Here is a 25,743-nt window from a genome sequence, read left to right on the forward strand (position 1 = left end):
GACGAGTGGCTAACGCGCAGGCATTGGGCAAAACCGGAGCACGGTACGGTGATTTGAAGCGCCGTCTTGTGTTCCTGGTGCTCGCTCTGGTGGTTTACCGTTTGGGTACACACATCCCCGTACCGGGTATTAATCCGGATGCGCTGGCGGACTTGTTCCGTCAGAACCAGGGCGGGATCCTGGGCCTGTTCAACATGTTCTCGGGTGGGGCGCTCTCGCGTTTCTCGATTTTTGCCCTGGGGATCATGCCGTACATTTCGGCATCCATCATCATGCAGTTGATGTCGGTGGTGGTGCCGTCGCTGGAAGCGCTCAAGAAAGAGGGCGAATCCGGTCGTCGGAAGATTACCCAGTACACCCGCTACGGCACAGTCGTGCTGGCGCTGGTGCAAGCAGTGGGCATTTCGGTAGCGTTGGAGTCCCAACAGGGACTGGTGATCGATCCGGGTATGCTGTTTCGCTTCACGACCGTTGTAACTCTGGTCACTGGCACCATGTTCGTCATGTGGCTGGGTGAGCAGATTACGGAACGCGGTCTGGGCAACGGGATTTCCATCCTGATCTTCGCAGGTATCGTTGCGGGTCTGCCCGCGGCGCTGGCTGCACTGTTGGACCTGGTCCGCACCAACGCGATGTCCGTGCTTTCGGCACTGTTCATTGTGGCTCTGGTGGTGCTGGTTACCGCTTTTGTGGTGTTCGTGGAACGTGGACAGCGCAAGATCACGGTGAACTACGCCAAGCGTCAGGTCGGCAACAAGGTCTACGGTGGTCAAAGCTCGCATTTGCCGCTGAAGCTGAACATGGCAGGGGTGATTCCGCCGATCTTCGCGTCGTCGATCATTCTGTTCCCGGCCACGATCACGAGCTGGTTCTCCAGCAGTGAGAACATGCGCTGGCTTAGCGACCTGGCTGCGGCCCTGTCGCCTCGTCAACCGCTCTACATCACGCTGTACTCCGTCGCGATTATTTTCTTCTGCTTTTTCTACACGGCTCTGGTGTTCAACAGCCGCGAAACGGCGGACAACCTGAAGAAGAGTGGTGCGTTTGTTCCGGGTATTCGTCCGGGCGAGCAAACAGCGCGCTACATCGACAAGATCCTGATGCGTCTGACGCTCGCAGGTGCCTTGTACATCACTTTGGTGTGCCTGTTGCCTGAATTCTTGGTGATGCGCTGGAACGTTCCTTTCTACTTCGGTGGTACGTCTCTGTTGATTATTGTGGTGGTGACGATGGATTTCATGGCACAGGTTCAGGCCTACATGATGTCGCACCAATATGACTCGTTGCTCAAGAAGGCCAACTTCAAGGGCGCGGGTTTGCCGATGCGGTAAGCAAAAGAATGTCCAAGGACGACGTCATTCAGATGCAAGGCGAGGTTCTTGAGAACCTCCCGAACGCGACATTTCGCGTCAAGCTCGAAAACGGCCACGTGGTGTTGGGCCATATTTCCGGCAAGATGCGTATGCATTACATCCGGATCCTGCCGGGTGACAAGGTCACAGTGGAGCTCACGCCCTATGATCTGACGCGAGCCAGGATAGTTTTCCGCTCCAAATGAGCGGAACCGGATTACGGAAAATTAGGAGTCAACCATGAAAGTAATGGCATCGGTTAAGCGGATCTGCCGCAACTGCAAAGTTATCAAACGTCACGGCGTGGTGCGTGTTATCTGCACCGACCCGCGTCACAAGCAGCGTCAAGGCTAACTCGGGTTAGCGACTACGCAACAGATTTATTCAAGGAATAGTCATGGCCCGTATTGCTGGCATTAACATCCCGCCGCAACAGCACGCCGAGATCGGACTGACCGCCATTTTTGGCATTGGTCGTACGCGCGCTCGCAAAATCTGCGAAGCGGCAAACGTACCCTTTGACAAAAAGGTCAAGGATCTGAACGACGCTGAATTGGAACGCGTCCGCGAACATGTTGGTTTGTTCACGGTTGAAGGCGACCTGCGTCGTGAAGTACAGCTCTCGATCAAGCGTTTGATCGACCTGGGAACCTACCGCGGTATGCGCCACAAGCGCGGTTTGCCCGTGCGCGGCCAGCGCACTCGCACCAACGCACGGACCCGTAAGGGCCCGCGTCGTGCAGCTGCGTCCCTGAAGAAATAATCGAGGAACAGGATTATGGCGAAAGCTTCCACCAGCGGCGCTTCGCGCGTGCGCAAAAAGGTTAAGAAGAACGTCTCGGACGGCATCGCGCACGTTCACGCTTCGTTCAACAACACCATCATCACCATCACCGATCGTCAGGGCAACGCACTGTCGTGGGCCACGTCGGGCGGTGCTGGTTTCAAGGGTTCGCGTAAGTCGACCCCGTTCGCCGCGCAGGTCGCTGCTGAAACGGCTGGCCGCGTCGCGCTGGAGTACGGCATCAAGACTCTGGAAGTGCGTATCAAGGGCCCCGGCCCCGGTCGCGAATCGTCTGTCCGTGCGCTGAACGCGCTGGGCATCAAGATTTCGTCTATCGCCGACATCACGCCCGTTCCGCACAACGGCTGCCGTCCGCCGAAGCGTCGTCGTATCTAAAGGGAATCCACATGGCACGTTATATTGGACCCAAATGCAAGCTCTCGCGCCGCGAGGGTACTGACCTGTTCCTGAAGAGCGCCCGTCGCTCGCTGGATTCCAAGTGCAAGCTGGATTCCAAGCCTGGCCAACACGGCCGCACTTCGGGTGCCCGCACTTCCGACTACGGCCTGCAGCTGCGCGAAAAGCAAAAGCTGAAGCGCATGTACGGCGTGCTGGAAAAGCAATTCCGCAAGTACTTCGCTGAAGCAGAGCGTCGCCGTGGCAACACCGGCGAAACCCTGATCCAGCTGCTGGAATCGCGCCTGGACAACGTCGTCTACCGCATGGGCTTCGGCTCGACGCGCGCCGAAGCTCGCCAGCTGGTGAGCCACCGCGCCATCGAACTGAACGGCCACACGGCTGACATCGCTTCGATGCTGGTCAAGGCTGGCGACGTCGTTTCGATCCGCGAAAAGGCCAAGACGCAAGGCCGCATCAAGGAATCGCTCGACCTGGCCACCAGCATCGGCATCCCCCAATGGGTGGAAGTCGATTCGACCAAGCTGACCGGTACGTTCAAGTCGGTCCCCGATCGCGCTGACGTCGCTCGCGACATCAACGAATCGATGGTCGTCGAACTGTACTCGCGTTAATCAGGTCTCTGCCGGCGCCTCCTTCGCAGGTGTGCCGGCAAGAAGCTGGTCTCGCGACCCGTTTGCACGCACCGCAGCAGCCCGCTTTCCGCCTTTTGGTGGGGCGGGCTTTGCGGTAAGTATCGGCCGGCGATTTGCCGTCGTCCGAGTTTCATGTTTCACCCTGTCCATCAGCCTTATCGGTGTAACGAGCCGAGGGTATTGAAAAGGAACACAGTAAATGTCCACTCAAGGTTTCCTGAAGCCGCGCTCCATTGAAGTCGAACCGGTCGGCACGCACCATGCCAAGATCGTGATGGAGCCGTTCGAGCGTGGCTACGGTCATACGCTGGGCAACGCCCTGCGCCGCATCCTGCTGTCTTCGATGACCGGCTACGCGCCGACCGAAGTCCAGATGACGGGCGTGGTGCACGAATACTCGACCATCCCGGGCGTTCGCGAAGATGTCGTCGACATCCTGCTGAACCTGAAGGGCGTGGTCTTCAAGCTGCACAATCGCGACGAAGTGACCCTGGTTCTGCGCAAGTCCGGCGCGGGCACCGTGCTGGCCAGCGACATCGAGCTGCCGCACGACGTCGAGATCATCAACCCCGGCCATGCCATCTGCAACCTGACGGACGCAGGCAAGCTGGAAATGCAGATCAAGGTTGAAAAGGGCCGCGGCTACGTGCCGGGCAACGTGCGCGCGCTGTCGGAAGACCGCACCCACACCATCGGCCGCATCGTTCTGGACGCTTCGTTCAGCCCGGTCCGCCGCGTGAGCTACGCGGTTGAAAGCGCCCGCGTGGAACAGCGCACCGACCTGGACAAGCTGGTTCTGGACATCGAAACCAACGGCGTGATCTCGCCCGAGGAAGCGGTGCGCCAGTCGGCTCGCATCCTGATGGACCAGATCTCGGTTTTCGCCGCCCTGGAAGGCGCTGGCGATTCGTACGAAGCCCCGGTCCGCGGCACGCCGCAGATCGACCCGGTGCTGCTGCGCCCGGTCGACGACCTGGAACTGACCGTGCGTTCGGCCAACTGCCTGAAGGCCGAAAACATCTACTACATCGGCGACCTGATCCAGCGTACCGAAAACGAGCTGCTCAAGACCCCGAACCTGGGTCGCAAGTCGCTCAACGAGATCAAGGAAGTCCTGGCTGCACGTGGCTTGACTCTGGGCATGAAGCTCGAGAACTGGCCGCCCCTGGGTCTGGAGCGTCCGTAAGTCTTAAGAGGGTGGCGCCCCGGAAACGGGGTGTTTCCCGCAGCGCCCGGCTTTCCCGCCGGGCGATTTGCGAAATCGTCGTAAAATGCACCGTTTTCTACCGGACCGCGGCCTGATTGCAGGTTGATAGAAGAGCCGGCAACCCGATGGCGAACGCCATCTTTAGATTCAAAGGAAACTTATCATGCGTCACGGTAATGGCTTGCGTAAGCTCAACCGCACCAGCAGTCACCGTCTTGCCATGTTTCGCAACATGGCCGTTTCGTTGATCACCCACGAAGCCATCAAGACCACGCTGCCGAAGGCGAAAGAATTGCGCCGCGTCATCGAACCCCTGATCACGCTGGGCAAAGAGCCCACGCTGGCGAACAAGCGTCTGGCATTTGCCCGTCTGCGCGATCGCGATGCGGTGGTGAAGCTGTTTGCTGAAATCGGCCCGCGCTACGCGGCCCGTAACGGCGGCTACACCCGCGTGCTGAAGATGGGCTTCCGTCAAGGCGACAACGCTCCCATGGCTTTCATGGAACTGGTTGACCGTCCGGAAGTCGATGAAGCCGCTGCGGACAGCGCCGAGTAATCCTCGGTAGCTCGATAAGCGACAAGGGCGGGTCTTCGGACCCGCCCTTGTTTTATTTGCGCGCCCGCCACGGCGTTTCGATCACGAGGCGTGCAATTCCCCCCGCAGCTGCGCCGCGGTGGCCGCCAGCGCCTCCTGAGGGGGCTGGGGCGGCATTTTGAACGTCAGGTCTTGCTGCTCGATGTACTGCGTCGACGTCACGTCCTGCGTGTGATGCATCGGGATCACGTGGGCGTGGGCGTGCGCGACGTGGATGCCGGTGAAGGCAAAGGCCACGCGTTCGACCTCATACAAGCGTTTCATGTGCCGTCCGAGCTTCTGTCCCAGGTTCAGGATGTGGCCGGCCAGGTCGGCGGGCATGTCCTCGTAATAGGGATAGTGCTGCTTCGGGATGATGAGGACGTGGCCCGGCCGCACCGGCTGAATGTCCAGGAATGCCAGCAGGCGCTCGTCTTCGTGGATGATGTGCGCGGGGATCTCATGCCGCGCGATGCGGCAGAACAGGCAGTTGTCGGACATGCGTGCCTCGATGGAAACGGATGGCTTGGCGGGCAGGGTGGCGCCGGAGGATCCGGGCAGTTGCCTCAATACCGATAAAATACCCCGAGTGACATCCCACACGGGTATCCCAAGGAGGCTCCATGTTGCGCGATGACGACGTCGTGCTGGTCATCAGCAATGCGCCCGACCTGCTGCTTGCGAAGCGCATCGCCCACGTGCTGGTCGAAGACGGGCTGGCGGCCTGTGTGAACCTTGGCGCGCCGGGCCTGTCCATCTACCTGTGGAACGGAGAGGTCGAAGGGGCGGAAGAAGTCCCCATCCACATCAAGACCACCTACGCGCGCCATCAGGCAGTGGTTCAGGCCCTGGCGCAGATGCATCCCTATGATGTGCCCGAGATCATCGTGCTGCCGGTCATCGGCGGCGCGGCGCCTTATCTGGATTGGGTGCGCGAGCAGACGGCCGTCACGCAGAACAAGAGAGACTGATGTTGCAACTTGCCGGTATCGTCGGCGCGCCGCGGCGCCCGATTCACGCCTCCCGCGCGACCCGCGCGGCCCATGCCCTGTTCAGGCAATGCCTGATGTTCCTGGCGATGGCGCTGCTTCTGATGGGGTGGCAGGCGGCGGCGCATGCCGAAGCCGAGTTCCTGGAACCTGAAAAGGCCTTCGTGTTCAGCGCGCAGATGATGGCGCCCGATACGCTGGAGCTGCGCTACAAGGTCGCGCCCGGCTACTACATGTACCGCGAGCGCTTCGGCATCACGATCAGCCCGGTCGGCGCGACGACGCTTGGCGAGGCGGTCTATCCCAAGGGCGAGGTCAAGTACGACCCCACCTTCGAGAAAGACATGGAGGTCTTCCATCAGGACGTCGCGATCCGCGTGCCGGTCCGCGCCGGCGGGCAGCCCTTCACCCTGACCTTGACCGGACAGGGCTGTGCGGATGCCGGCCTGTGCTATCCGCCGATGGACAGCAGCGTGAAGCTGACGCCGGTGGCGGGCGGCTACGCGCTGGCGGGCGGCGCATTGGCGGCGGTATCGTCGGGCGGGTCCTCTGGCGGGTCTTCGGGCTCTGCTTCGAACGCCTCTTCCGTCGCCTCCGCGGGCGGTCTGAGCGCGCTGTTCAACGCGGGCGACACCGGGCTGGCCGACGCGTTGGGCGGGCTGGGCTGGGCCAAGACGGCGGGCGTGTTCCTGGTGCTGGGCCTGTTGCTGGCCTTCACGCCCTGCGTCCTGCCGATGATCCCCATCTTGTCTTCGATCGTCCTGGGCGGCGTGGCGCAGCCCCGGCCGACGCGCGGCCGCGGCCTGGCGCTGGCGGCGACCTATGTGCTGGGCATGTCGGTGGTCTATACCGCGCTGGGCGTCGCGGCGGGCCTGAGCGGCGCGGGGCTGGCTGCCTGGCTGCAGACGCCCTGGATCCTGACCCTGTTCGCCATCCTGCTGGCCGTGCTGGCGCTGGCGATGTTCGACGCGTTCACCTTCCAGATGCCGTCGGGCATCCAGGCGAAGCTGGCGGAACGTTCGTCGCGCATTCCCGGCGGACGCTACACGGGTGCGCTGGTGATGGGCGCCTTGTCCGCGCTGATCGTCGGGCCCTGCGTGGCGGCGCCGCTGGCCGGCGCGCTGCTGTATATCTCGCAAACGGGCGATGTGGTCCTGGGCGGGTCGGCGCTGTTCGCCATGGCCTGGGGCATGGGCGTGCCGCTGTTGATCGTAGGCGCCTCGTCGGGCGCGCTGCTGCCCAAGGCAGGCCCCTGGATGGACGGGGTGAAGCGCCTGTTCGGCATGTTGCTGCTGGCGACCGCCTGGTGGATGCTGATCCCCGTGGTGCCGACCTGGGTGCAGATGACGGGCTGGGCCTTCCTGGCGGTGGTGTCGGCCGTGATGCTGCGGGCGTTTGACGCCTTGCCGGCGGGCGCGGGCGCGGCACGCATGTTCGGCAAGGGGCTGGGCCTGCTGCTGGCGCTGGCCGCCGCAGCGTGGCTGGTCGGCGCGGCCAGCGGCGGGCGCGACGTGCTGCAGCCGCTGTCGCATCTGGCGTCGCGCGCCGGCGCGCCGGCGGGCACGGCGGCCGCAAGCGGGGAAGTCCATTTCACGCGCGTGCGCAACAACGCCGAACTGGACGCGCTGCTGGCGCAGAGCCGCCAGCCGGTCATGCTGGATTTCTACGCCGACTGGTGCGTGTCGTGCCGCGAGATGGAGCGCTTCACCTTCACCGATCCGGGCGTGGCGCAACGGATGTCGGGCATGCTGCTGGTGCAGGCCGACGTGACGGCCAACAACGCGGATGACCGCGCGCTGCTCAAGCGCTTCCGCCTGTTCGGCCCGCCGGGCATCATGTTCTTCGAACCGGGGGGCAAGGAATTGCCGGACGCCCGCGTGGTGGGGTTCCAGGACGCCAAGCGCTTCACGGAATCGCTGGACAAGGTGCTGGTGCGCTGACGCCCGGGCGTATACCATGGCTGCTGCGCCGCGTGGGCGGCGCACTCCATTCCCTTCAGGCCGGCGCCCGTGACGTCCCCGACAATTGATGCAAGCCAGGACCGGCACGGTCTTATCTATCTTCAATTGATGTTCGTCATGGCCACATGGGGCCTGAACATCGTCTCCATCAAGTACCTGACGCAGCACATGGACATCCAGGCGCTGGCCGCCGTGCGGATCGTCGTCGCGTTCATCACCGTCACCCTCATCATCAAGGCCCGCCGTGGCCGCATCCCCAAGCTGGGACGCGTGGAGCTGGGCTGGGTCGCGCTCGCCGGCTTCCTGGTGGTGTACGCGCACCAGGTGGCGCTGGTGTCGGGGCTGCGGTATTCATCGGCCGCCAACGGCACGCTGATCATGGCCACGAGCCCTCTGCTGTCGGCGCTGCTGGCCGCCATTTTCTACCGCGAAAAGCTGACACTGGTCCGCGTCTCCGGCGCCATGCTGGGCCTGCTGGGCGTGGGCATGGTGGTCGCGGGCAGCGGCGCGCAGTTCGGTCTGACGGGCTGGGGCGACGCAGTCGTGTTCATGGCCGTGCTGGTGTTCGTATGCGGGGGCCTCGTCATCCAGCGCATGTCGCGCACGATGGATCCGCTGGGCATGCTCTGGTACATGTACCTGGCGGGCGGGCTGATGCTGGTGGCGCATGCGGCGGTGACGCCCGCGTCGTACCAGAGCGGCACGTGGCAGATGCCGTGGTGGCCGTGGCTGGTGCTGATGTTCTCGGCGGTGATCGCCTCGGGCGTCAGCAACATCATCTGGAACGCCGGCATCGCGCGCCTGGGCATCAGCCGCGCGGCGCTGTTCGTCAATTGGCTGCCGATCTTCGGGCTGCTGTTCGCGTCGCTGTTCCTGGATGAGCACGTCACACCGACGCATGTCGTGGGGCTGGCTTGCGTGCTGGGCGGAACGTGGCTGGGGCTGCGCCGCACGGGGCCTGTCGCGGCGCGCGACGGGCGGGCGCGCTAAGTCCCGACAAGCCTTGCTTGCCGGCGGGACACGCCCGGCCAGCAAGGCGTTGCGCGATCAGCGCTGGGCTTTCAGCAGCTTGGCCGCTTCGATGGCGAAGTACGTCAGGATGCCGTCGGCGCCGGCGCGCTTGAACGCCAGCAGCGCTTCCATCATGACCTTGTCGTGGTCCAGCCAGCCATTGGCGGCGGCGGCCTTGATCATCGCGTATTCGCCGCTGACCTGATAGGCGAAGGTGGGCACGCGGAACGTGTCCTTCACGCGGCGCAGCACGTCCAGATACGGCATGCCGGGCTTGACCATGACCATGTCGGCGCCTTCCTGCAGATCGGCGGCCACTTCGCGCAGCGCTTCGTCCAGGTTGCCCGGGTCCATCTGGTAAGCCATTTTGTTCGACTTGCCCAGATTGGTGGCCGAGCCCACGGCGTCGCGGAACGGGCCGTAGAACGCGCTGGCGTACTTGGCGGAATACGCCATGATCTGCGTGTGGATATGGCCGTTGGCCTCAAGCGCGCGGCGCACGGCGCCGATACGGCCGTCCATCATGTCGCTGGGCGCGACCATGTCGACGCCGGCTGCGGCTTGCGTCAGCGCCTGCTTGACCAGGATCTCGACGGTGGGCTCGTTGATCACGTAGCCGTCGTCGTCGATGACGCCGTCCTGGCCGTGGCTGGTGTAGGGATCCAGCGCCACGTCGCACAGGATGCCGAGTTCCGGAAAACGCTGCTTCAGTTCGGCGACCACGCGCGGAATCAGGCCGCGCGGATTGGTCGCTTCGATGCCGTCGGGGGTCTTCAGTGAGGCGTCGATGACAGGGAACAGCGCCAGCACCGGGATGCCCAGCTTCACGCATTCTTCGGCCACGGGCAGCAGGGTGTCCAGCGAATAGCGGACCACGCCGGGCAACGACGGCACGGCTTGCTGCAAGCCCGCGCCTTCGGCCACGAAGACGGGATAGATCAGGTCATTGACCGTCAGCGCGTTCTCGCGCACCAGGCGGCGGGTGAAGTCGTCGCGACGCAAGCGGCGCGGGCGGGAAACCGGAAACTCGGGGGTGATGATCTGCGGGTTCATGGTACGACCTTGGGAGAAATCCAATTTTCGATATGGGCGCCGGCTTCTTCCAGACCGATGCGCTCGGGCGCCGAGAACGGAATGGTGTGCAGGGCGCCGATATCCGCCAGGTCCTTGCGGACCGAGAAGACGGTGCGCATGCGCTGGCCGTAAGGCAGCTTGTCGGCCTTGGTCAGCAGCGCCAGCACGGGGCGTCCGGTGGGGGCGATGAAGTTGGCCAGGCGGCGGTCCAGTTCAGTGACGCCGCGGCGGATGTCGATCAGCAGCACGATGCCCGCCAGCGACTCGCGGTCGCGCAGGTAGCCGCCGAGGATGTCGGCCCATTTTTCTTTCTCGTTGCGGGCGACCGACGCATAGCCGTAGCCGGGCAAGTCGACGAGAAAGCCGATGTGGCCTTCCGGATCCAGCGGGTCGGGCAAGCCGAACATGTTGATCAAGCGCGTGCGGCCCGGCGTCTTGCTCGAGAAGGCAAGGCGGCGCTGGTTGCACAACACGTTGATGGCCGTGGATTTGCCGGCGTTCGAGCGGCCGACAAAGCAGACCTCGGGAGCGCCGGCGGCCGGCAACTGGTCGAGGCGAGCTGCGGAGGTAAGGAAGGAGGCGCGATGTAGGAGGGACACGGATGGGCTTTGGATACGGTTGGTTTCGAGCCCTATTGTATAATCCGGCGTTTGCAACAGTGGTCCCCGTGCGCGGAGCCGTCTTTTTTGCTTACTCTTTGGGTTGCCGACGGCAGTCTGGGAGGCAGAATGGGCAAATCAGGTTCGAGACGGTTTTCCAGGGTGTGCGGGGCAGGCGTGGGCGCCTTTTTGCGCCTTGATCGATGCGATCGTCGAGGTCTTCATGAAGCGTGTGCTGTCCCGGATGTTGGTTGCGAGCGGGCTGTTGCTCGGCGCCTCCGCCTTATCTACACCCAGTTTCGCCGCTGACGGCGCTGCGGGCCCGGCCAAGCCAGATGCCGCCAAAGGCGGGCAGCTGTTTGACCAGGGCGATGCCTCAAGAGGCATCATCGCCTGTGCGTCCTGTCATGGCGCGGCGGGCAACAGCACCATCCCGGTGAACCCCAACCTGGCCGCGCAACCCCACGAATACCTGGCCAAGCAATTGGCCGACTTCCAGGTCAAGCAAGGCGCCAAGCTGCCCGTGCGCAACGGCGCAGGCGGCAATCCGACCCCGATGACGGCCATGGCGCAGAACCTGACGCCGGCCGACATGCAGAACATCGCGCTGTATCTGGCGCAGCAACCGCTGAAAGAGCCCGCCACGGCCGGCCAAGAGAAGCTGGTTGATCTGGGTCAAAAGATCTGGCGCGGCGGTTTGCCCGAACGCAATGTTCCCGCGTGCGCGGCGTGCCACTCTGCCAATGGCGCGGGCTTGCCCGGCCAATACCCCCGCTTGTCGGGACAGTTCCCCATGTACATCGAAGAGCAGCTCAAGCTGTTCCGCAGCGGTGACCGCAAGAACGACATCATGTTCGCCATCGCGGACCGGATGTCGGACGCCGACATCAAGGCGGTGTCGGATTACGCGGCTGGCCTGCGGTAGGCTTGAGGCCTGCAACACGCGCGGCTGGTCCGCGTTTCATGCAACCTGGGCATGACGGAACCTGTTTCCGCCATGCGCTGTCTATGAGGGGGGTAGCCGATTGCGCGGCCCCCCTTTTTTCATGAATTCAACACGAACCCACACCCGCCCCTCTCTGCGCAGCCTGCCTCGCGACTTCTTCGAACTGCTCGGTTCGATGCGTTTCGCCGTCAGCCTGCTGATGTTCATCTGCGTGGCGAGCCTGGTCGGGACCGTGTTGCAGCAGAACCGCTCATCGAACAACTACATCGATCAGTTCGGCCCGTTCTGGTTCGAAGTGTTCGACAAATTCTCGATCTGGCACGTCTACAACAGCTGGTGGTTCTTGCTGATCATGGGGTTCCTGGTCGTGTCGACCTCGGTCTGCCTGACCCGCAACGCGCCCAAGATGCTGCGCGACGCGCGCTCGTTCCGCGAACACGTGCGGGCCAGCAGCCTGCGGGGCTTTCCGCACCGCGTCGAAACCGAAGCCCCCACCGATGTGCCGCAGACGGCGGCCGGCCTGACGTCCATGCTGCAACGCATGGGCTATGCCGTGCGCCAGCGCACGGACAACGACGGCGTGATGCTGGCCGCCAAGAAGGGCAGCGCCAACCGGCTGGGCTACGTGTTCGCGCACGCGGCGATGGTCATCATCTGTATCGGCGGCCTGCTGGACAGCGAACTGCCGGTGCGCCTGCAGGTGATGCTGGGGGGCAAGAAACCCATCGTCGAGAACATGTTGATTTCCGAAGTGCCGGAAAGCGGCCGTCTGTCGGTGGACAACCCGAGCTTTCGCGCCAGCGTACTGGTGCCTGAGGGCGGCCAGGCCAGCACCGCAGTCGTGATGGTGGGAGACGGCGCGCTGGTGCAGCCGATGCCCTTCACGCTGAAGCTGAAGAAATTCGTCGTCGACTACTACTCCACGGGCATGCCCAGCCGCTTTCTCAGCGAGGTCGAAGTCACCGACCCCGACACGGGCAAGACGTTCGACTCCACGATCGAAGTCAACGAGCCGCTCCGCTTCAAGGGCATGACGGTCTACCAGTCCAGTTTTGACGACGGCGGCAGTACGGTGGCATTGAAAGGCTATCCGCTAGTAGGTTCCAACGACAAGACATTCACGGTTGACGGCACGGTGGGCAAGACCGCCGAAGTAACCGCTCACACTGCTGCAGGACTGCGCAGCATGGGCGTCGAGATCACGGCCATGCGCCCGATCAACGTGGAAGACCTGACGCGCGGCGACCCCAAGGGGGCCGACCGGAGCTTCGCCGAGCATGTGGCGTCGGTGTCGGGCAGTGCGGCGGGCAAGAAGAACGAGAACCTGCGCAACGTGGGGCCCAGCGTCGAATACAAACTGATCGACGATGCGGGGCAGGCCCACGAATTCCAGAATTACATGCTGCCCATGGAGCTGGACGGCGCCAGCGTGTTCCTGGCGGGCGTGCGTAACAACGCGTCCGAGCCGTTCCGCTACCTGCGGATCCCGGCCGACGCCGACAGTTCGATCGCTGAATTCATGCGCCTGCGGGCCACGCTGGCCGACCCGGCGGCGCGCCAGGAGGCGGCCCGCCGCTTCGCCGAGCGCAACAGCCCGTCGGGCGCGGACCGCCAGCCTTTGCAGACGGCCGCCGAACGCGCGCTGGAGACCTTCTCGTCGGGGGGGCTGCAAGCGGTCGCCGCCTTCCTGCAGGCCAATACGCCCGCCGCCGACCTGGAGCGCGCGGCCGACGTGGTGATCCGGCTGATCGGCGCCAGCATGAACGAATTGCGCGCCATCGAACGCGAACGCGCGGGCCTGCCCGCCGTGGCGGTCGAAGGCCCCGACGGTGAGCGCGCGGCCGTGTGGTCGCGCCTGGCCGTGGCCGCGCTGTCGGACTTGACCGTCTATCCGGCGCCGGTCTTCCTGTCGCTGGCCGATTTCAACCACGTGCAGGCCAGCGTGTTCCAGGTCAGCCGCACGCCGGGCAAGAATACCGTCTACCTGGGCAGCCTGCTGCTGGTCCTGGGGGTGTTCTCGATGTTCTATATTCGAGACCGCCGCATCTGGATCTGGGTCAAGCCGCAGGACGGCGGAAGCAGCGTCATGGCGGCCATGACGTCCCAGAAGCGTACACTCGACTTCAATCAGGAATTCGAACGCTTCAAGCAGGCGCTGCTGCGCCAGAAGAGGTCTTAAGGTTCATCTATGTCGACTACGACCACTACCCATCCCTCGTCGCCGGAGACGCTGAACGCGTCGGCGGATACGCTCTGGCAGGACAGCCTGTCGGAAACCGGCGATAGCCGCGCCCGGCGCGGCAAGCCGGACTGGACCGACGTCGTCTTCTTCCTGCTGCTGTCGGTGGGCGCCGCTTTCGCGCTGACCCGCCACGGCGACGCGATGGACTACTACGAGAAGATCATCCTGTGTGGCACCGTGCCGGCGTTGGCGTGGTTGGGCTGGCTGTGGCGTCCGCTGCGCCATCTGATGATCGCCTGTGCCATCGCGGCCGGGCTGGCCCTGGTGCTGTACGGCAACGACCTGGCCCGCGCCGAGCAGGTGTTCTTCCTGAAGTACCTGTTCTCTTCCCAGTCCGCCATCCTGTGGATGTGCGCGCTGTTCGCGTTGGCGATGGTCTGCTACTGGATCGGGGTGGTCAGCCCCACGGCCGCATGGCTGGGCACGGCGCTGACCTGGGGCGCCGTTTTCGCCGGCGTCACGGGCTTGCTGGTGCGCTGGCGCGAAGGCCACCTGATGGGGCCGGACCTGGGCCATATCCCGGTCAGCAACCTGTACGAAGTGTTCGTGCTGTTCTCGCTGATCACGGCGCTGTTCTACCTGTATTACGAACGCAAGTACGCGACCCGCGCGCTGGGCGGCTTCGTGCTGCTGGTGGTGACGTCGGCCGTGGTCTTTTTGCTGTGGTATTCGTTCACGCGCGACGCGGGGCAGATCCAGCCGCTGGTGCCGGCCTTGAAGAGCTGGTGGATGAAGCTGCACGTGCCCGCCAACTTCATCGGCTACGGCACGTTCTCGCTGGCGGCGATGGTGGGTTTCGCGTATCTGATCAAGCAGCACGGGCAGACCACGTCGTGGGCCAAGCTGGCGCCGCTGTTCGTGCTGGGCGTGCTGCTGTGCGCCGAGCCGATGGTGTTCCGCACCGACGGCCTGTCGGCGACCTGGATGCTGTACTTCGGCATCGGCGCCGTGATCGTGGGCGCCATCCTGCTGGGCCGCCGCCGCATCGCCGCCGCGCTGCCGTCGCTGGAAGTGCTGGACGACATCATGTATCGCGCCATCGCGATCGGCTTCGCCTTCTTCACGGTCGCGACCATCCTGGGCGCGTTGTGGGCGGCCGACGCCTGGGGCGCGTACTGGCAGTGGGACCCCAAGGAGACCTGGGCGCTGATCGTCTGGCTGAACTACGCAGCCTGGCTGCACATGCGCCTGATCAAGGGTCTGCGCGGCACCATGGCGGCCTACTGGGCCTTGATGGGCCTGCTGATCACGGGCTTCGCCTTCCTGGGCGTGAACATGTTCCTGTCCGGCCTGCATTCCTACGGGGAACTGTAGCCGCCGGCAGGCGGGTCACGCCGCCAGCGCGAACATCGATTTCTGCGGCGTGGCCGCCTTGAAGCCCGGCGTGTTGATGGTGTTCTGCACTGTCAGGCTGGTCACGCGGACAAGGGGGGCGGCACGCACGAGCACCGTGAACGCCCCGGTCATGTAGCGCGCCTGACCCATGAAGGTCTGAGAGATCACGCCTCCGCCCACGCCAGCGGTATCGCCCAAGGTGACGGGGATCGGCGTGACCATGTTGTGCATCGGCGCGCAGCACAGCCACACGTTCCAGACCACGGGGATGCCCATGGACGACGTCGACACGTCGATATGCGGCACGGGCAGCACGGGGGTCTTGCAGACGTCGGGGAATCCTAGGCCGACGCTGGGCAACTGGCAGAGCACTTGCATGTTTTCCACTCCTGGTGCGATGGCGATGCAGCGATGCTGCACCGGGTCAAGGGGTTGCGCGGGCGGCCGACCACAGTTCGGCTTCCAGCAGCGGCGCGTCGTTTTCGATGATGCCGTGGCGCTGCGTCCAACGCGCGCCGCGCGTCAGCGCGCGGTGCATGCGCGTGCGCAGGAAGGTGGCGTCGCGCAGGTCGGCGCGGCTCAGGTCGGCCAGTGAGAAATCGGCGTCGACAAGATGGGCGCCGCGAAAGTCCGTGTCGGCGCAACACGCGCGCTGGAAGATGCACAGGGACAGGCTGGCGCCTTGGAGGGTTGCGCCATCCAGGGTCGCCCCGGCCCAGATGGCGCCGTCGAAACGGCCGTTGCGCAGGTCGGCGCCGGTCAGGTCGGCCAGCGGGAATAGCGCCTGAGGCGCGGAGACGCCGGTAAAGCGCGCACCCCGCAGGGACGATCCTTTGAAACCCGCCTGGCGCAGGTCGGCATTGCGGAAGTCCGCGGCGTCCAGTTGGCAGTCCGTGAAATGGCACAGCGGAAACGCGCGACCGGAAAAGTCCTGCTCCGACAGATTGCATTCGATGAACATCGTGCTGGCGGCGTTGGCGCCTGCCAGCGTGACGCTGCGCAGGTCCAGCTGATGGAACAGGGTGTCGCTGGCCTGGGTGTTGGACAGGTCAGCGCCTGCCAGTGCGCCGCGCGAGAATACCGAGCGTTGCAGCCGGGCGGACTGCAGCGAGGCGCCCTCCAACGAGGTGGCGGTAAAGGTCGATTCATGAAAGTCGGCGTGGTCCAGCCTGGCGCCTGAAAAGTCACATTCCGTGAAGCTGGCGCCATGGAACCGGCCGCCGCCGAGCATGGCGCCCGGAGCCCGGCAGCGCATCAGGCGCGCCGTGTCCAGATTGGCGCGGGCGGCTTCCCAGCGCGTCATCACGCAATTGAGGAACTGGCTGTCCTGCAACTGGCAGTCGCCCATTCGCGTACCGCTGAAGTCCACGTGATCGAAGAACGCGCCAGCCAGGTCCAGGCCGGAGAGGTCGGCGCCCGCAAGGCTGAGGTGCTGGATCGGCTCGCCATGGCGAACGCGATCCATCAACGTGTCGGGGGTCATGCGGGGCTCTCCGGCTGTCTGGCAGGCCAGCGCTTGGCGCCCTGCGTGTACGAGTCGCTCAGCCCGGTGCTGTCGTCCATCCGCGTCTGCGCGACGTCGGCGCGGAAGAAATTCGCGCCGTCGAGGTCTGCGCCCAGGAAGATGGCCTTGCCCAGCAGGCTGTTGATCAGGGTGGCGTTGCGCAGGCATGCACCGGTGAAGTCCGCGCGTACGAAGTGCGTATCGGGGGCGGCGAGGCCGCCGAGGTCGGCGTCTTGCAGGCGGCATTCCGAGAAGTCGCTGGCGTTCAGTCTGGCGCCGCGCATGTCGGCGCCGGTCAGCGTGGCGCCGCGCGCACTGCCATGCGTGAACTGCATGCCGCGCAAGCGGGCGCCGGCCAGCTCGACGCGGCCCGCGAAGGCGCAGCCGTCCAGGGTCGCGTCTTCCATGCTGAAACCGCTGGAGAAGGCCACGTCCATGAAGCTCACGCGCACCAACGCGGCGCCGGTGAAATCGGCGTTAACGAGCGCGCCTTGCATGAATACGCACTGATCCAACCGCGCGCCCTGAAAGCGGCAGTCTTCCAGCGTCGCGCTCATGGCAGCCCATTGGCTGAAGGATGCGCGGCCAAGGTCGCAGCGCAACAGCCGCGCTTGGTGCAGGCGCCCCTGCCGCCATGCGCTATCGAGAAAGCTGCAGTCTTCACAGTGAGCATGGTCCCATGTGGCTTCGCTGATTTGGCATTCTGCGAAGTCGGTCTGCAGGCAGCGCGTGCGCCCCAGATTGGTGCGCGTCAGGTTGACGCGGCGCAGGCCGGTCCGGGTCAGGTCGGCGCCGGTCAGCACCGCGTCGGTGAGATCGCTGCCGTCCAGTCGCGCATCGACGAGCGTTGCCCCCGCCAGAATCGCGCGTTGAAAATTGACGCCGGCAAGGTCCATGCCCGACAGGTCCGCGCCGGTGAGGTTCATGTCCCGACAGTCGCGGTTGTCTTTCAATCGTGCATCCAGTTTTCGGCGGGTGCGCTGAGCGCGCAGCGGCGGCATGGGTGGAGGCGGGGCAAAATGGTGCGCGGATTGTTGATAGGCCTGGTGAACCTGGGGACCGAGCGTGTCAGCCAGCGGAGGTGCCGTGCCCTCGGCATCGGCCGCCGCGCGTCCGGCCTGAGCATGGGGGCTGCGATCGAACTCGGCCAGATGCCGCTTTATCTTGCGGGGATCGAAACCGGTCGTGAGCTTGCCGTCGTCTTCCTGCCGGCGCAGCGCGTCCAAGTCCAAGCCGGCCACGTCGGCCATGACTGGCAGGCTGGGATCAGCCAGCGCCCGCGCTGCGGGCCCACTGGACAGTCTCCTGGCTTCTTCCAGCTCATGCTGCATGCGCAGGATCGTCTGCGGCAGGTCGGCGAGCCTGGGCGCCGTTGGCGGCGGATCCAAAGGTGCCATGTACAGGTCAGGGTCCAGGCCCTGCGCCAGCAGCGATTCGCGTTCGCGCGCGTGGCGGCGTGCGGCGCCGGCATGGATGTTCCGGTTGGAAGGGCGCACGGCCAGGGCCTGCGCGTCGCCCTCAGGCCGTCCGCCGCAGATGTCGTCCGGCACAAGTTGCGCGTCCAGCAACGCATAGACGGCGCCCAGTTCAGGGTTCAGGCGCTGCCGCACCACGCCTTCATAGTGGGCCGTGTCCTTCGGCTGGTCGGCGTGTTCCAGCGCGGGCATGATGTGGCGGATGTCCGCCGCGTCGTCTTCGCGCACATGCAGGGCGCCATGCCAGATCAGCACTATCTTCGCGTGGTCGGGGAAGAACCAGGCCGTGCCCAGGCCCAGGCCGACTTCTTCAAGCGCGCCGCCGTCGGCCAGGCGGCTGACGAAGCAGCGGGCACGCCAGTCGGGCAGCCGGCCGCGTATCACCGGCTGTTCCGGGTGCATGTTCCACAGCTCGTATTCCGTGCCGCCGGCAAGCGCCGTGTTTGCAGGCCCCCATTGGTCGGGCTGGGCCGCGTTGAAGAAGCGCCAATCCATATCGGGCGCGAACCCGGGGAAGTCGTGCTCAAGCCATTCCTGGCCATACTCGCGGCCCATGTGCGCCGCCCGTTGCGGCCACTCCAGGGGCAACGCGGAAAAGCCCGCTGGCGCCACTCGCTGCCCGGGGGCGTCGATCCGTTGCAGCGGGTGCTCGACGTTCGGCAGCCGCCGCACGCGCACGCCGTTGATGTCTTCGTCTTGCGCTCCGATGCCCAGCGGGTTCTCGGCAATGTCAGGTCCGCCGTAAGCGCGGCTCCAGTCCAAGCGCATGCGCTCGAACGGTTGCGGCGCGGTGGCCTTGCCGTCGACCCAGTAGCGGTCGCCGAACACCAGCAGCGATTTGTCTATCGCACCGACTTTCAAGCGCACGCCGCAGGCGCCAGAGCTCTTGGGATCATGCGGGTAGGCATGGCCCGAGACCAGCACTTCCGGGTGCTGTTTCGGCGTGGCCAGGTCCAGCGCGCCGATGCCTTCGGCGGCCACGAGCGTCCACAGCTCCTGCTCGGTCGACAAGGCGACCGTGTCGCGCGCGATGTCGACCAGCGCGAAGACCGACACGCCCAGCAGGTCGCGCCGTTGCCAGCGATAGGGCCTGGTGAGTATGCCCAGGCGGAAAGGCTTGATGGTCTTCATGGTTTATCCGGTGAGCTGATCCACGGCGACCTCATGCGTGGCGGCATCCACGCGCACTTGCACGGTCTTGCCCACGCCGTAGTCGGCCAGATGCAGCGGCGACAGGGCGACGCTGAGCCTGCGCGACAAGGCAGGGGTGGCGGCCGTGGCGGCTACGTCAAGATCCAGCTCGATGATGAAATACAGGGCCTCGCCGATGCGGCTGCGCGTGTCGCGCGCAGCGGTGATTCGCGCCGTGCTGGCCACCCCGCTGGCGCGCAGGGCCTCCTGCCGCTGCGCGTCCTTGCGCTCCGCCGCCCGGCGCTTGTGTCCGCGCCGGAGCATGAACCCCGCCTGCACGCAAGACAGCAGCAAGGCCAGCCAGACCCACTTCGCCCAATCCGGCCAGGCTGCCAGGAAGTCCGACATGGAAGCCATCAGATGATGGACCAGAGGCCGACCATCGATGCGCCCAGGCCGACCTGCTCTGCTTTCTGAAGGTCGAACGCGTAGCTGGACCCCGTGGTGCGGTAGGAAACCATCTGGCCGATGCTGCTGACCATCGCGTAGTTGGTAAAAGACAGGTTCAACATGACCGTGGAATGGAACAGCGCGACGCGGTGGGTGCCGAACTCCGCCTTGGCCACAGTCAGGCCGATGGAGAACGGCGTGGCCTGCAGCCAACTTTCTTTGGAAAGGTCCTTCACGTTGGCGGCGTCCATCACCACGTCCGCCGGCGTTTTCAGGGTGATGTGGCCGTCGGCCTTGATCATCACGGTGGAGCCTTCGGACTCCATGTGCATCTTGCCCTTGGACTTGAGGTCCATCGTGGCGGTTTCCGACTGCACGAGCATCGCGGTCTTGGCCTTCACATCCATGTCCGCATCGGTGGAGCGCAGTTCGACCTTGCCCTTCGCCTTCTCGGTCAGCGTGCCCGCTTTGACGTGATGCAGCGAATCGCCTTCGTCAACAAACACTTGCTGGCCCGTCTTCAGGGTTTCCTTGAACAACCCTTTGACCTCGCGTTCTTCGCCCTTGGCGGCGACGGTCGTCTTCAAGCCGTTGTCGAACTTCTCTTCCATCAGGCCGTCCTTCACGTTGACGGTGCGCGATGCCTTGACGGTGTATTCCTCATGCCCCTTGACGAAGACGTCGCGGCGTTTGCCGACCTCGAGCTTGTCGGTGCCCGTGATCTTGATGTCGCGGAAGCCGCCGATCTTGGTGGTGTCGTTTTCGCCGATGGTGGTGTCGCGGTTCAGGTCCGTCGAGTGGATCTCGTTGGCTTCGACCTCGGTGCAGAGCTCGCGCTCCGCGTGCAGCCAGATGCGTTCGCTGCCGCTCTTGTCGTCGAACATCAACGCATTGGCGGTCGCGGGCGTGCCGCTCTTGGAGCGGCTCAGGAAGCCGCTTTGCGTCGCATTGTCGGGCAGGTCCCAGGGCGGCAGGTTGTTCGCGTTGAACACGCGGCCGATCACGATGGGGCGGTCGGGCTGGCCGCCGATGAAATCCACGATCACTTCGTCGCGCACGCGCGGCAGCTGGATGCCGCCGAAGCCGCCGCCGGCCCACGGGCTGGACACGCGGACCCAGCACGAGCTGTTTTCGTCTTTCTTGCCATAGCGGTCCCAGTGGAACTGCACCTTCACGCGGCCCATCTTGTCCGTCCAGATCTCTTCGCCCTGCTTGCCCACGACCGTCGCGGTCTGAGGGCCGTGCGTGCGGGGGACCGGCGTGACGCGCGGCGCGCGGAACTGCGTGCTGGAGGGCAGCACGACGAACTCCAGATCGAAGTCGCCCGGGTCGATCTGGCCGCTGGCATAACCCGATTCGCGGATCCGGTAGTAGGTGCTGACGACGAGATATTCGCGGTTCTCGGCTTGCCGCGGATGATTGCGAAGGGTGAAGAGATGTCCGGTGGAGAGCCCGCGCGCATTGGAAGCCCCCGTGCTCTGCTCCTGCCTGCATTGCAGGTCTTGCAGGCGGACGCGCGCATAGTGCTCGGCGTCGTCAGGGTTGGTGTAGCCGCCCTGCCATTCGTACATCTCCAGGTCGCCGTGGTCGTAGGCGCCGGGATTGTTGCGCCGCGCCTCCAGGCTGGCGGCGGGCGTCAGCGGATGGTAGTCGGTGGTGGCGAATGCGCCGGGCGTGATCTGTTCGGCGACTTCCCATTTGTGGATGTAGTCTTCGCGCGGGACCGTGACGCGGTCAGGGCCGTAGTAGGGGATCTGCTCGTAGTCGGCAACGGGCTCATGTTGCGTGATGTCGTCCGTGAGGATCAGCGTGTGCTTGCCGTTGTCGTGCTTGAACCAGAAGTAGATGCCCTCGTGCTCCATCAGCCGGCAGATGAAGGCGTAGTCGGTCTCTTGGTACTGCACGCAGTACTCCCAGCTGCGGTAGGTGTCCGTCAACTTGAACTCCACCGGATAGCTGTAGTCCTTGAGCACCTCGCGGATGACGTCGGGCACGCTCTTGTTCTGGAAGATCTTGTTGTCCGACGTCTGCGTCAGGTACCAGAGCCAAGGGCGCACCGTGGCGCGGTAGATGGTGTAGCGCGACGTATTGTTCTCGCGGCCGATCAGCATGCAGCGCGTGATGTGCCCGCTGAGATAGCGCGGCGTGGACGAGGCGGTCTCGACCTCTAGCGTCAGCGGCTTGCCCAGCAGCGATTTCATGTCCAGCGAATAGGATTCCGAGACCAGCTCGACCTCCAGTTCGAATAGCTGCGAAAGGCTCTCGGCGCCATGGACGCTCCGGAACTTCAGTTGCTCCGGCGGCAAGGGCGTATGCGCCTTGACGACACGTTCGCTTGGCACATTGCGATCCATCTCATCGTCTCCTTATGAGAATTCACCTGATGCTGCGCTTGCTGTTCTGGATGTTCGCGGACGCGCAACCGGCGCGTGCCGCAATGACTGCAAAGGGATGGCCGGCCACGCAACGGGGCCGCTTGCAAAGGGCGGGCTTGGCCGTGATGGCCGTGCCGGAGCCGGGGGTTTCTGTCTCTGATTCTGGATGCGCGCCGGTCTGCCGCCAGCGTGAGCGCCGATTGTAGGCATCGCGGAAAGCGGTCGAGAAGCGCTATCACATGCTTTTGTGTTTTTTACGATTCAGTAACAACGCTTGCGCACGTGTCCTGTCCCCGTAAGGAATATGTCAAAACATCAGCGTAGCAGGGCCAGAAGTGTTCAATTGTTTAGGTGGTTGTTAGCTGGCTGTAAGAAAAATCTGAAGTTGTTAGTTGTTCGTTGCATACGGAAAGACGTGCCTAGAATTCTCCCTTCCGTGAAGCAGCGCGGAGCGTAGTGGTTGTATCCAGGCAGCATCCCAAGGCATCTAAGCAATGACTATGGACTTCGCCGATATCCTCAATACACTCGATTCACGTCTGCCCTGCGGGGAGGACCTCGAATACGACGCTGACTTCCTGCAACTGCAGCAAGCTGCGGCCGGCCGTGACGAACAACAGTTCGGCTCGACCATCATCGCTGCGCAGCCGCCCGATTGGCACGAGGTCGAACGCCTTGCCCGCGCGTTGCTCGAACGCACGCGGGACCTTCGCGTGATCGGCCTGCTGACCTGCGCATGGACCGAGATCCGGGGTTTGCCCGGTTATGGGGATGGGCTGGCGCTGGCCGTCGACACCCTGGAACGCTACTGGGAACCCGTGCATCCGCGCCTGGACAGTGCCGGCGAAGACGATCCGATGCCCCGCATGAATGCCCTGGCGGCTTTCGGCGACATGCTGGGCTGTGCGCGCAGCGTGCGGTCCGCGAGCCTGGTCACCGGCGTGCACGGTCAACTCTCTTTGCGCGATACCGAGGCGCTGCTGGATGGCAGCCGCCAGGACGCCGACTGCTATCCCGGCGGGCGTCCCCGCGTGGCCGCGCGCCTGCGCGAAGCCTGGACGCAACGCGAAACCGACGTGCTGGCGCTGGCGTCCGCCGCGCACGCGCTGCGGCGCATGCAGAAATTGGTGACGGACAAGTTGGGCGGCACCTGGTCGCCGGATTACTCCGCCATCCTGCGGACGCTGGACGTCGTGCTGGATGCGGCGCGCGACCCGCCACAAGCGGCGCACGCGGCGCCCGAGACCTCCGGCGCCGCTGCCCACGATTCCGCCACGTCCATCGAAGCGCCTGCCGGTGATGCCGCGCCGGCGGCCGGCACGCGCTGGCAGGACGCGCGGATCCAGTCGCGCGAAGAAGCCATCGCCATGTTGGGCAAGGTGTGCGCGTATTTCGAGGCCAACGAGCCCGGCCATCCCGCGCCGTATCTCATCCGTCGCGCGCAGCAACTCATTCCATTGAGCTTTCACGACATCATCAGGAACCTGACGCCTCAAGGCCTGGAGCAATTCGAGGCATGGCTGCCGCGGGACGCGGGGAGCCGGTCGGACGCATAGGCGGGCCAGCAAGGAAAACAAACAAGAGGAGACAACACCATGGCGACCAGCCTGAAAGGAAGCGGCCAGAAGTTCATTGCCAGGAACCGCGCGCCGCGTGTGCAGATCGAGTACGACGTGGAGATCTACGGTGCGGAGCGCAAGATCCAGCTGCCGTTCGTGATGGGCGTGCTGGCCGATCTGGCCGGCAAGTCCGAAACGCCCCAACCGGACGTGGGCGAGCGCAAGTTCCTGGACATCGATATCGACAACTTCGATGAGCGCATGCGTTCGATCCAGCCGCGTGCGGCGTTCCAGGTTGCCAACACCCTCACCGGCGAAGGCAATCTGAACGTGGACATCACGTTCGAGAGCATCGACGACTTCTCGCCGGCCACGGTCGCCAAGAAGGTCGGCGCCTTGAATGAGCTGCTGAGCGCGCGGACCCAGCTGGCCAACTTGCTGACCTACATGGACGGCAAGACGGGCGCCGAAGAACTGATCGGCAACGTGCTCAAGAACCCCGCGCTGATGAACGCGCTGGCGGCCGCGCCGAAGCCGGAATCCACGCCCGCGCCCGATCCCGCCGGCGCGGACCCGGCCGCCTAGTTTCCGTTCGAACCGTTTTTCGGAGAATGCCATGACCGCAGTGGCCAAACGCGCTGACGCGCGTGCTGTCGAGACCCTGGAGGCGGACGGCCTGTCCGCGCTTCTGAAGAAAGAGTTCAAGCCCAAGACCGAGCAGGCACGCGTCGCGGTGGAACACGCCGTGCGAACCCTGGCGCACCAGGCGCTGGAGAACAGCGGTGTCGGCCTGTCGTCGGATGCCTATCGCACCATCCAGGCGATCATCGCCGAGATCGACCGCAAACTGTCCGAACAGATCAACGGCGTGATGCATCATCCCGATTTCCAGCAACTGGAAGGCGCCTGGCGCGGGCTGCATTACCTCGTCACCAACACCGAAACCGACGAGCTGCTGAAGATCCGCGTGATGAGCCTGTCGAAATCCGAGCTGGGGCGAACCCTCAAGCGCCACAAGGGCGTGGGCTGGGACCAGAGCCCCATCTTCAAGCGCGTGTACGAGGAAGAGTACGGCCAGTTCGGCGGCGAGCCGATCGGCTGCCTGGTGGGTGATTACCACTTCGACCACAGTCCGCCAGATGTGGAGCTGCTGGGCGAGATCGCCAAGATTTCGTCCGCGGCCCATTGCCCCTTCATCGCAGGCGCATCACCCAATGTGATGCAGATGGATTCGTGGCAGGAACTGGCGAATCCGCGCGACTTGACCAAGATCTTCACCAACACCGAGTACGCGGCGTGGCGCAGCCTGCGCGAGTCCGAGGATTCGCGCTACATCGGATTGGCGATGCCGCGCTTCCTTGCCCGCCTGCCCTACGGCGCGCGCACCAATCCGGTCGACGAGTTCGACTTCGAGGAAGACACCGACGGCGCGAACCACGACCGCTACACCTGGGCCAATTCCGCTTACGCCATGGCGGCCAACGTCAACCGGTCGTTCAAGCTGTACGGCTGGTGCACGTCGATCCGCGGCGTGGAGTCGGGCGGCGCGGTGGAGAACCTTCCGTGCCACAGCTTTCCCAGCGATGACGGCGGCGTCGACATGAAGTGCCCGACCGAGATCGCGATCAGCGACCGGCGCGAAGCCGAGCTGGCGAAGAACGGTTTCATGCCGCTGGTGCATCGCAAGAACTCAGACTTCGCGGCGTTCATCGGCGCACAGTCCTTGCAGAAGCCGCACGAGTACTACGAGGCGGACGCGTCCGCCAATGCCAAGCTGGCCGCGCGCCTGCCGTACCTGTTCGCATGCTGCCGCTTCGCCCACTACCTGAAGTGCATCGTGCGCGACAAGATCGGCTCGTTCCGCGAACGCGACGACATGGAGCGGTGGCTGAACGACTGGATCATGAATTATGTGGACGGCGACCCGGTGAACTCGTCCCAGGAAACCAAGGCGCGCAAGCCGCTGGCGGCCGCCGAGGTGCAAGTGCAGGAGATCGAGGACAACCCGGGCTATTACTCCGCCAAGTTTTTCCTTCGGCCGCACTATCAGCTTGAAGGGCTGACGGTGTCGCTGCGGCTGGTGTCCAAGCTGCCTTCGCTCAAGCAGAACGAAGGTTGAGTAT

25 protein-coding genes are annotated in these 25,743 nt (G+C 64.5%); 17 read left to right on the top strand and 8 right to left on the bottom strand.

Going from position 1 to position 25,743, the window contains the following annotated elements; genetic code table 11:
* Window positions 1-5: 5 nt before the first annotated feature.
* The 8 genes from secY to rplQ all read left to right on the top strand — a co-directional run bounded on the left by secY (window position 6) and on the right by rplQ (window position 4,951).
* Window positions 6-1,331, top strand: a complete 1,326-nt coding sequence (secY, locus tag A9973_RS29240) for a preprotein translocase subunit SecY (RefSeq protein WP_105555710.1) — start codon at window positions 6-8, stop codon at window positions 1,329-1,331.
* Between the two features lie 8 nt (window positions 1,332-1,339).
* Entirely contained in the window at window positions 1,340-1,558 is a 219-nt protein-coding gene (gene infA, locus A9973_RS29245) for a translation initiation factor IF-1 (protein WP_003806927.1), read from the top strand.
* Between the two features lie 34 nt (window positions 1,559-1,592).
* Window positions 1,593-1,706 carry a 50S ribosomal protein L36 gene (gene rpmJ, locus A9973_RS29250; protein ID WP_003806928.1) on the top strand — a complete coding sequence of 38 codons (114 nt, stop codon included), beginning with the start codon at window positions 1,593-1,595 and terminating at the stop codon, window positions 1,704-1,706.
* Window positions 1,707-1,749: 43 nt separating this feature from the next.
* Window positions 1,750-2,115 carry a 30S ribosomal protein S13 gene (gene rpsM / locus A9973_RS29255; protein WP_006216517.1) on the top strand — a complete coding sequence of 122 codons (366 nt, stop codon included), beginning with the start codon at window positions 1,750-1,752 and terminating at the stop codon, window positions 2,113-2,115.
* Window positions 2,116-2,130: 15 nt separating this feature from the next.
* Entirely contained in the window at window positions 2,131-2,532 is a 402-nt protein-coding gene (gene rpsK / locus A9973_RS29260) for a 30S ribosomal protein S11 (RefSeq protein WP_006216516.1), read from the top strand.
* Window positions 2,533-2,543: 11 nt separating this feature from the next.
* On the top strand, window positions 2,544-3,167 hold the full coding sequence (rpsD, locus tag A9973_RS29265) for a 30S ribosomal protein S4 (protein ID WP_105555711.1): 624 nt from the start codon (window positions 2,544-2,546) through the stop codon (window positions 3,165-3,167).
* 220 nt (window positions 3,168-3,387) lie between these two features.
* Entirely contained in the window at window positions 3,388-4,374 is a 987-nt protein-coding gene (gene rpoA, locus A9973_RS29270) for a DNA-directed RNA polymerase subunit alpha (RefSeq protein ID WP_105555712.1), read from the top strand.
* A 184-nt stretch (window positions 4,375-4,558) separates the two neighbouring features.
* Window positions 4,559-4,951 (top strand): 50S ribosomal protein L17, encoded by a 393-nt coding sequence (rplQ, locus tag A9973_RS29275; protein WP_006216513.1) that lies wholly within the window; start codon window positions 4,559-4,561, stop codon window positions 4,949-4,951.
* 81 nt (window positions 4,952-5,032) lie between these two features.
* Here rplQ and A9973_RS29280 read toward each other — a convergent pair whose 3' ends face one another.
* Window positions 5,033-5,470, bottom strand: coding sequence for an HIT family protein (locus A9973_RS29280; RefSeq protein WP_183017069.1), 438 nt, complete (start codon window positions 5,468-5,470; stop codon window positions 5,033-5,035).
* Window positions 5,471-5,592: 122 nt separating this feature from the next.
* Between A9973_RS29280 and cutA the strand changes: the two genes are divergently transcribed.
* The 3 genes from cutA to A9973_RS29295 all read left to right on the top strand — a co-directional run bounded on the left by cutA (window position 5,593) and on the right by A9973_RS29295 (window position 8,909).
* On the top strand, window positions 5,593-5,940 hold the full coding sequence (gene cutA / locus A9973_RS29285; RefSeq protein ID WP_105555714.1) for a divalent-cation tolerance protein CutA: 348 nt from the start codon (window positions 5,593-5,595) through the stop codon (window positions 5,938-5,940).
* A gap of 95 nt (window positions 5,941-6,035) precedes the next feature.
* Window positions 6,036-7,898: a protein-disulfide reductase DsbD gene (gene dsbD / locus A9973_RS29290; protein ID WP_255469342.1), complete on the top strand. Its 1,863-nt coding sequence runs from the start codon at window positions 6,036-6,038 to the stop codon at window positions 7,896-7,898.
* A 129-nt stretch (window positions 7,899-8,027) separates the two neighbouring features.
* Complete coding sequence (locus tag A9973_RS29295) at window positions 8,028-8,909, top strand: DMT family transporter (protein WP_183017190.1); 882 nt, start codon at window positions 8,028-8,030, stop codon at window positions 8,907-8,909.
* A 57-nt stretch (window positions 8,910-8,966) separates the two neighbouring features.
* Here the strand turns inward: A9973_RS29295 and hemB are convergent, their stop codons facing one another.
* Together hemB and yihA are read right to left on the bottom strand one after the other, a co-directional pair.
* Window positions 8,967-9,983 (bottom strand): porphobilinogen synthase, encoded by a 1,017-nt coding sequence (hemB, locus tag A9973_RS29300; protein WP_183017071.1) that lies wholly within the window; start codon window positions 9,981-9,983, stop codon window positions 8,967-8,969.
* Window positions 9,980-10,603 (bottom strand): ribosome biogenesis GTP-binding protein YihA/YsxC, encoded by a 624-nt coding sequence (gene yihA / locus A9973_RS29305; protein WP_006227427.1) that lies wholly within the window; start codon window positions 10,601-10,603, stop codon window positions 9,980-9,982. Before yihA ends, hemB begins: the two co-directional genes overlap by 4 nt.
* Before the next feature lie 223 nt (window positions 10,604-10,826).
* Between yihA and A9973_RS29310 the strand changes: the two genes are divergently transcribed.
* The 3 genes from A9973_RS29310 to ccsB all read left to right on the top strand — a co-directional run bounded on the left by A9973_RS29310 (window position 10,827) and on the right by ccsB (window position 15,105).
* Window positions 10,827-11,528, top strand: coding sequence for a c-type cytochrome (locus A9973_RS29310; protein ID WP_035214109.1), 702 nt, complete (start codon window positions 10,827-10,829; stop codon window positions 11,526-11,528).
* Window positions 11,529-11,649: 121 nt separating this feature from the next.
* A complete protein-coding gene (locus tag A9973_RS29315) occupies window positions 11,650-13,728 on the top strand; it encodes a cytochrome c biogenesis protein ResB (protein WP_183017072.1) in 2,079 nt (692 codons plus the stop codon).
* 9 nt (window positions 13,729-13,737) lie between these two features.
* Complete coding sequence (gene ccsB / locus A9973_RS29320; RefSeq protein ID WP_255469335.1) at window positions 13,738-15,105, top strand: c-type cytochrome biogenesis protein CcsB; 1,368 nt, start codon at window positions 13,738-13,740, stop codon at window positions 15,103-15,105.
* 15 nt (window positions 15,106-15,120) lie between these two features.
* Here ccsB and A9973_RS29325 read toward each other — a convergent pair whose 3' ends face one another.
* Genes A9973_RS29325 through A9973_RS29345 form a run of 5 tightly spaced genes read right to left on the bottom strand, consistent with a single transcriptional unit; the run spans window position 15,121 to window position 22,040 of the window.
* Window positions 15,121-15,504, bottom strand: coding sequence for a DUF4150 domain-containing protein (locus A9973_RS29325; RefSeq protein ID WP_183017073.1), 384 nt, complete (start codon window positions 15,502-15,504; stop codon window positions 15,121-15,123).
* A 46-nt stretch (window positions 15,505-15,550) separates the two neighbouring features.
* On the bottom strand, window positions 15,551-16,609 hold the full coding sequence (locus A9973_RS29330; protein WP_183017074.1) for a pentapeptide repeat-containing protein: 1,059 nt from the start codon (window positions 16,607-16,609) through the stop codon (window positions 15,551-15,553).
* Window positions 16,606-19,236, bottom strand: coding sequence for a DUF2169 domain-containing protein (locus tag A9973_RS29335; protein WP_183017075.1), 2,631 nt, complete (start codon window positions 19,234-19,236; stop codon window positions 16,606-16,608). Before A9973_RS29335 ends, A9973_RS29330 begins: the two co-directional genes overlap by 4 nt.
* A 3-nt stretch (window positions 19,237-19,239) precedes the next feature.
* Window positions 19,240-19,653 carry a hypothetical protein gene (locus A9973_RS29340; RefSeq protein WP_255469336.1) on the bottom strand — a complete coding sequence of 138 codons (414 nt, stop codon included), beginning with the start codon at window positions 19,651-19,653 and terminating at the stop codon, window positions 19,240-19,242.
* A complete protein-coding gene (locus A9973_RS29345) occupies window positions 19,653-22,040 on the bottom strand; it encodes a type VI secretion system Vgr family protein (protein WP_183017076.1) in 2,388 nt (795 codons plus the stop codon). Before A9973_RS29345 ends, A9973_RS29340 begins: the two co-directional genes overlap by 1 nt.
* Before the next feature lie 515 nt (window positions 22,041-22,555).
* Between A9973_RS29345 and tssA the strand changes: the two genes are divergently transcribed.
* Genes tssA through tssC form a run of 3 tightly spaced genes read left to right on the top strand, consistent with a single transcriptional unit; the run spans window position 22,556 to window position 25,739 of the window.
* Window positions 22,556-23,617 (top strand): type VI secretion system protein TssA, encoded by a 1,062-nt coding sequence (tssA, locus tag A9973_RS29350; protein ID WP_255469337.1) that lies wholly within the window; start codon window positions 22,556-22,558, stop codon window positions 23,615-23,617.
* 39 nt (window positions 23,618-23,656) lie between these two features.
* A complete protein-coding gene (tssB, locus tag A9973_RS29355; RefSeq protein ID WP_183017077.1) occupies window positions 23,657-24,205 on the top strand; it encodes a type VI secretion system contractile sheath small subunit in 549 nt (182 codons plus the stop codon).
* Between the two features lie 31 nt (window positions 24,206-24,236).
* The gene (gene tssC / locus A9973_RS29360) at window positions 24,237-25,739 is read left to right on the top strand and encodes a type VI secretion system contractile sheath large subunit (protein ID WP_183017078.1); all 1,503 of its coding nucleotides are present in this window, start codon (window positions 24,237-24,239) and stop codon (window positions 25,737-25,739) included.
* Window positions 25,740-25,743 lie beyond the last annotated feature (4 nt).

It is taken from the genome of Achromobacter sp. UMC46 (assembly GCF_014170335.1).
GTDB lineage: Bacteria > Pseudomonadota > Gammaproteobacteria > Burkholderiales > Burkholderiaceae_B > Achromobacter.

Bases quoted from the DNA above. Each gene is read 5' to 3' on its own strand.
- infA (WP_003806927.1), top strand. From the start codon at position 1,340: ATGTCCAAGGACGACGTCATTCAGATGCAAGGCGAGGTTCTTGAGAAC.
- rpmJ (WP_003806928.1), top strand. From the start codon at position 1,593: ATGAAAGTAATGGCATCGGTTAAGCGGATCTGCCGCAACTGCAAAGTT.
- rpsM (WP_006216517.1), top strand. From the start codon at position 1,750: ATGGCCCGTATTGCTGGCATTAACATCCCGCCGCAACAGCACGCCGAG.
- rpsK (WP_006216516.1), top strand. From the start codon at position 2,131: ATGGCGAAAGCTTCCACCAGCGGCGCTTCGCGCGTGCGCAAAAAGGTT.
- rpsD (WP_105555711.1), top strand. From the start codon at position 2,544: ATGGCACGTTATATTGGACCCAAATGCAAGCTCTCGCGCCGCGAGGGT.
- rpoA (WP_105555712.1), top strand. From the start codon at position 3,388: ATGTCCACTCAAGGTTTCCTGAAGCCGCGCTCCATTGAAGTCGAACCG.
- rplQ (WP_006216513.1), top strand. From the start codon at position 4,559: ATGCGTCACGGTAATGGCTTGCGTAAGCTCAACCGCACCAGCAGTCAC.
- A9973_RS29280 (WP_183017069.1), bottom strand. From the start codon at position 5,470: ATGTCCGACAACTGCCTGTTCTGCCGCATCGCGCGGCATGAGATCCCC.
- cutA (WP_105555714.1), top strand. From the start codon at position 5,593: ATGTTGCGCGATGACGACGTCGTGCTGGTCATCAGCAATGCGCCCGAC.
- dsbD (WP_255469342.1), top strand. From the start codon at position 6,036: ATGTTCCTGGCGATGGCGCTGCTTCTGATGGGGTGGCAGGCGGCGGCG.
- A9973_RS29295 (WP_183017190.1), top strand. From the start codon at position 8,028: ATGTTCGTCATGGCCACATGGGGCCTGAACATCGTCTCCATCAAGTAC.
- hemB (WP_183017071.1), bottom strand. From the start codon at position 9,983: ATGAACCCGCAGATCATCACCCCCGAGTTTCCGGTTTCCCGCCCGCGC.
- A9973_RS29310 (WP_035214109.1), top strand. From the start codon at position 10,827: ATGAAGCGTGTGCTGTCCCGGATGTTGGTTGCGAGCGGGCTGTTGCTC.
- A9973_RS29315 (WP_183017072.1), top strand. From the start codon at position 11,650: ATGAATTCAACACGAACCCACACCCGCCCCTCTCTGCGCAGCCTGCCT.
- ccsB (WP_255469335.1), top strand. From the start codon at position 13,738: ATGTCGACTACGACCACTACCCATCCCTCGTCGCCGGAGACGCTGAAC.
- A9973_RS29325 (WP_183017073.1), bottom strand. From the start codon at position 15,504: ATGCAAGTGCTCTGCCAGTTGCCCAGCGTCGGCCTAGGATTCCCCGAC.
- A9973_RS29330 (WP_183017074.1), bottom strand. From the start codon at position 16,609: ATGACCCCCGACACGTTGATGGATCGCGTTCGCCATGGCGAGCCGATC.
- A9973_RS29335 (WP_183017075.1), bottom strand. From the start codon at position 19,236: ATGAAGACCATCAAGCCTTTCCGCCTGGGCATACTCACCAGGCCCTAT.
- A9973_RS29340 (WP_255469336.1), bottom strand. From the start codon at position 19,653: ATGGCTTCCATGTCGGACTTCCTGGCAGCCTGGCCGGATTGGGCGAAG.
- A9973_RS29345 (WP_183017076.1), bottom strand. From the start codon at position 22,040: ATGGATCGCAATGTGCCAAGCGAACGTGTCGTCAAGGCGCATACGCCC.
- tssA (WP_255469337.1), top strand. From the start codon at position 22,556: ATGACTATGGACTTCGCCGATATCCTCAATACACTCGATTCACGTCTG.
- tssB (WP_183017077.1), top strand. From the start codon at position 23,657: ATGGCGACCAGCCTGAAAGGAAGCGGCCAGAAGTTCATTGCCAGGAAC.
- tssC (WP_183017078.1), top strand. From the start codon at position 24,237: ATGACCGCAGTGGCCAAACGCGCTGACGCGCGTGCTGTCGAGACCCTG.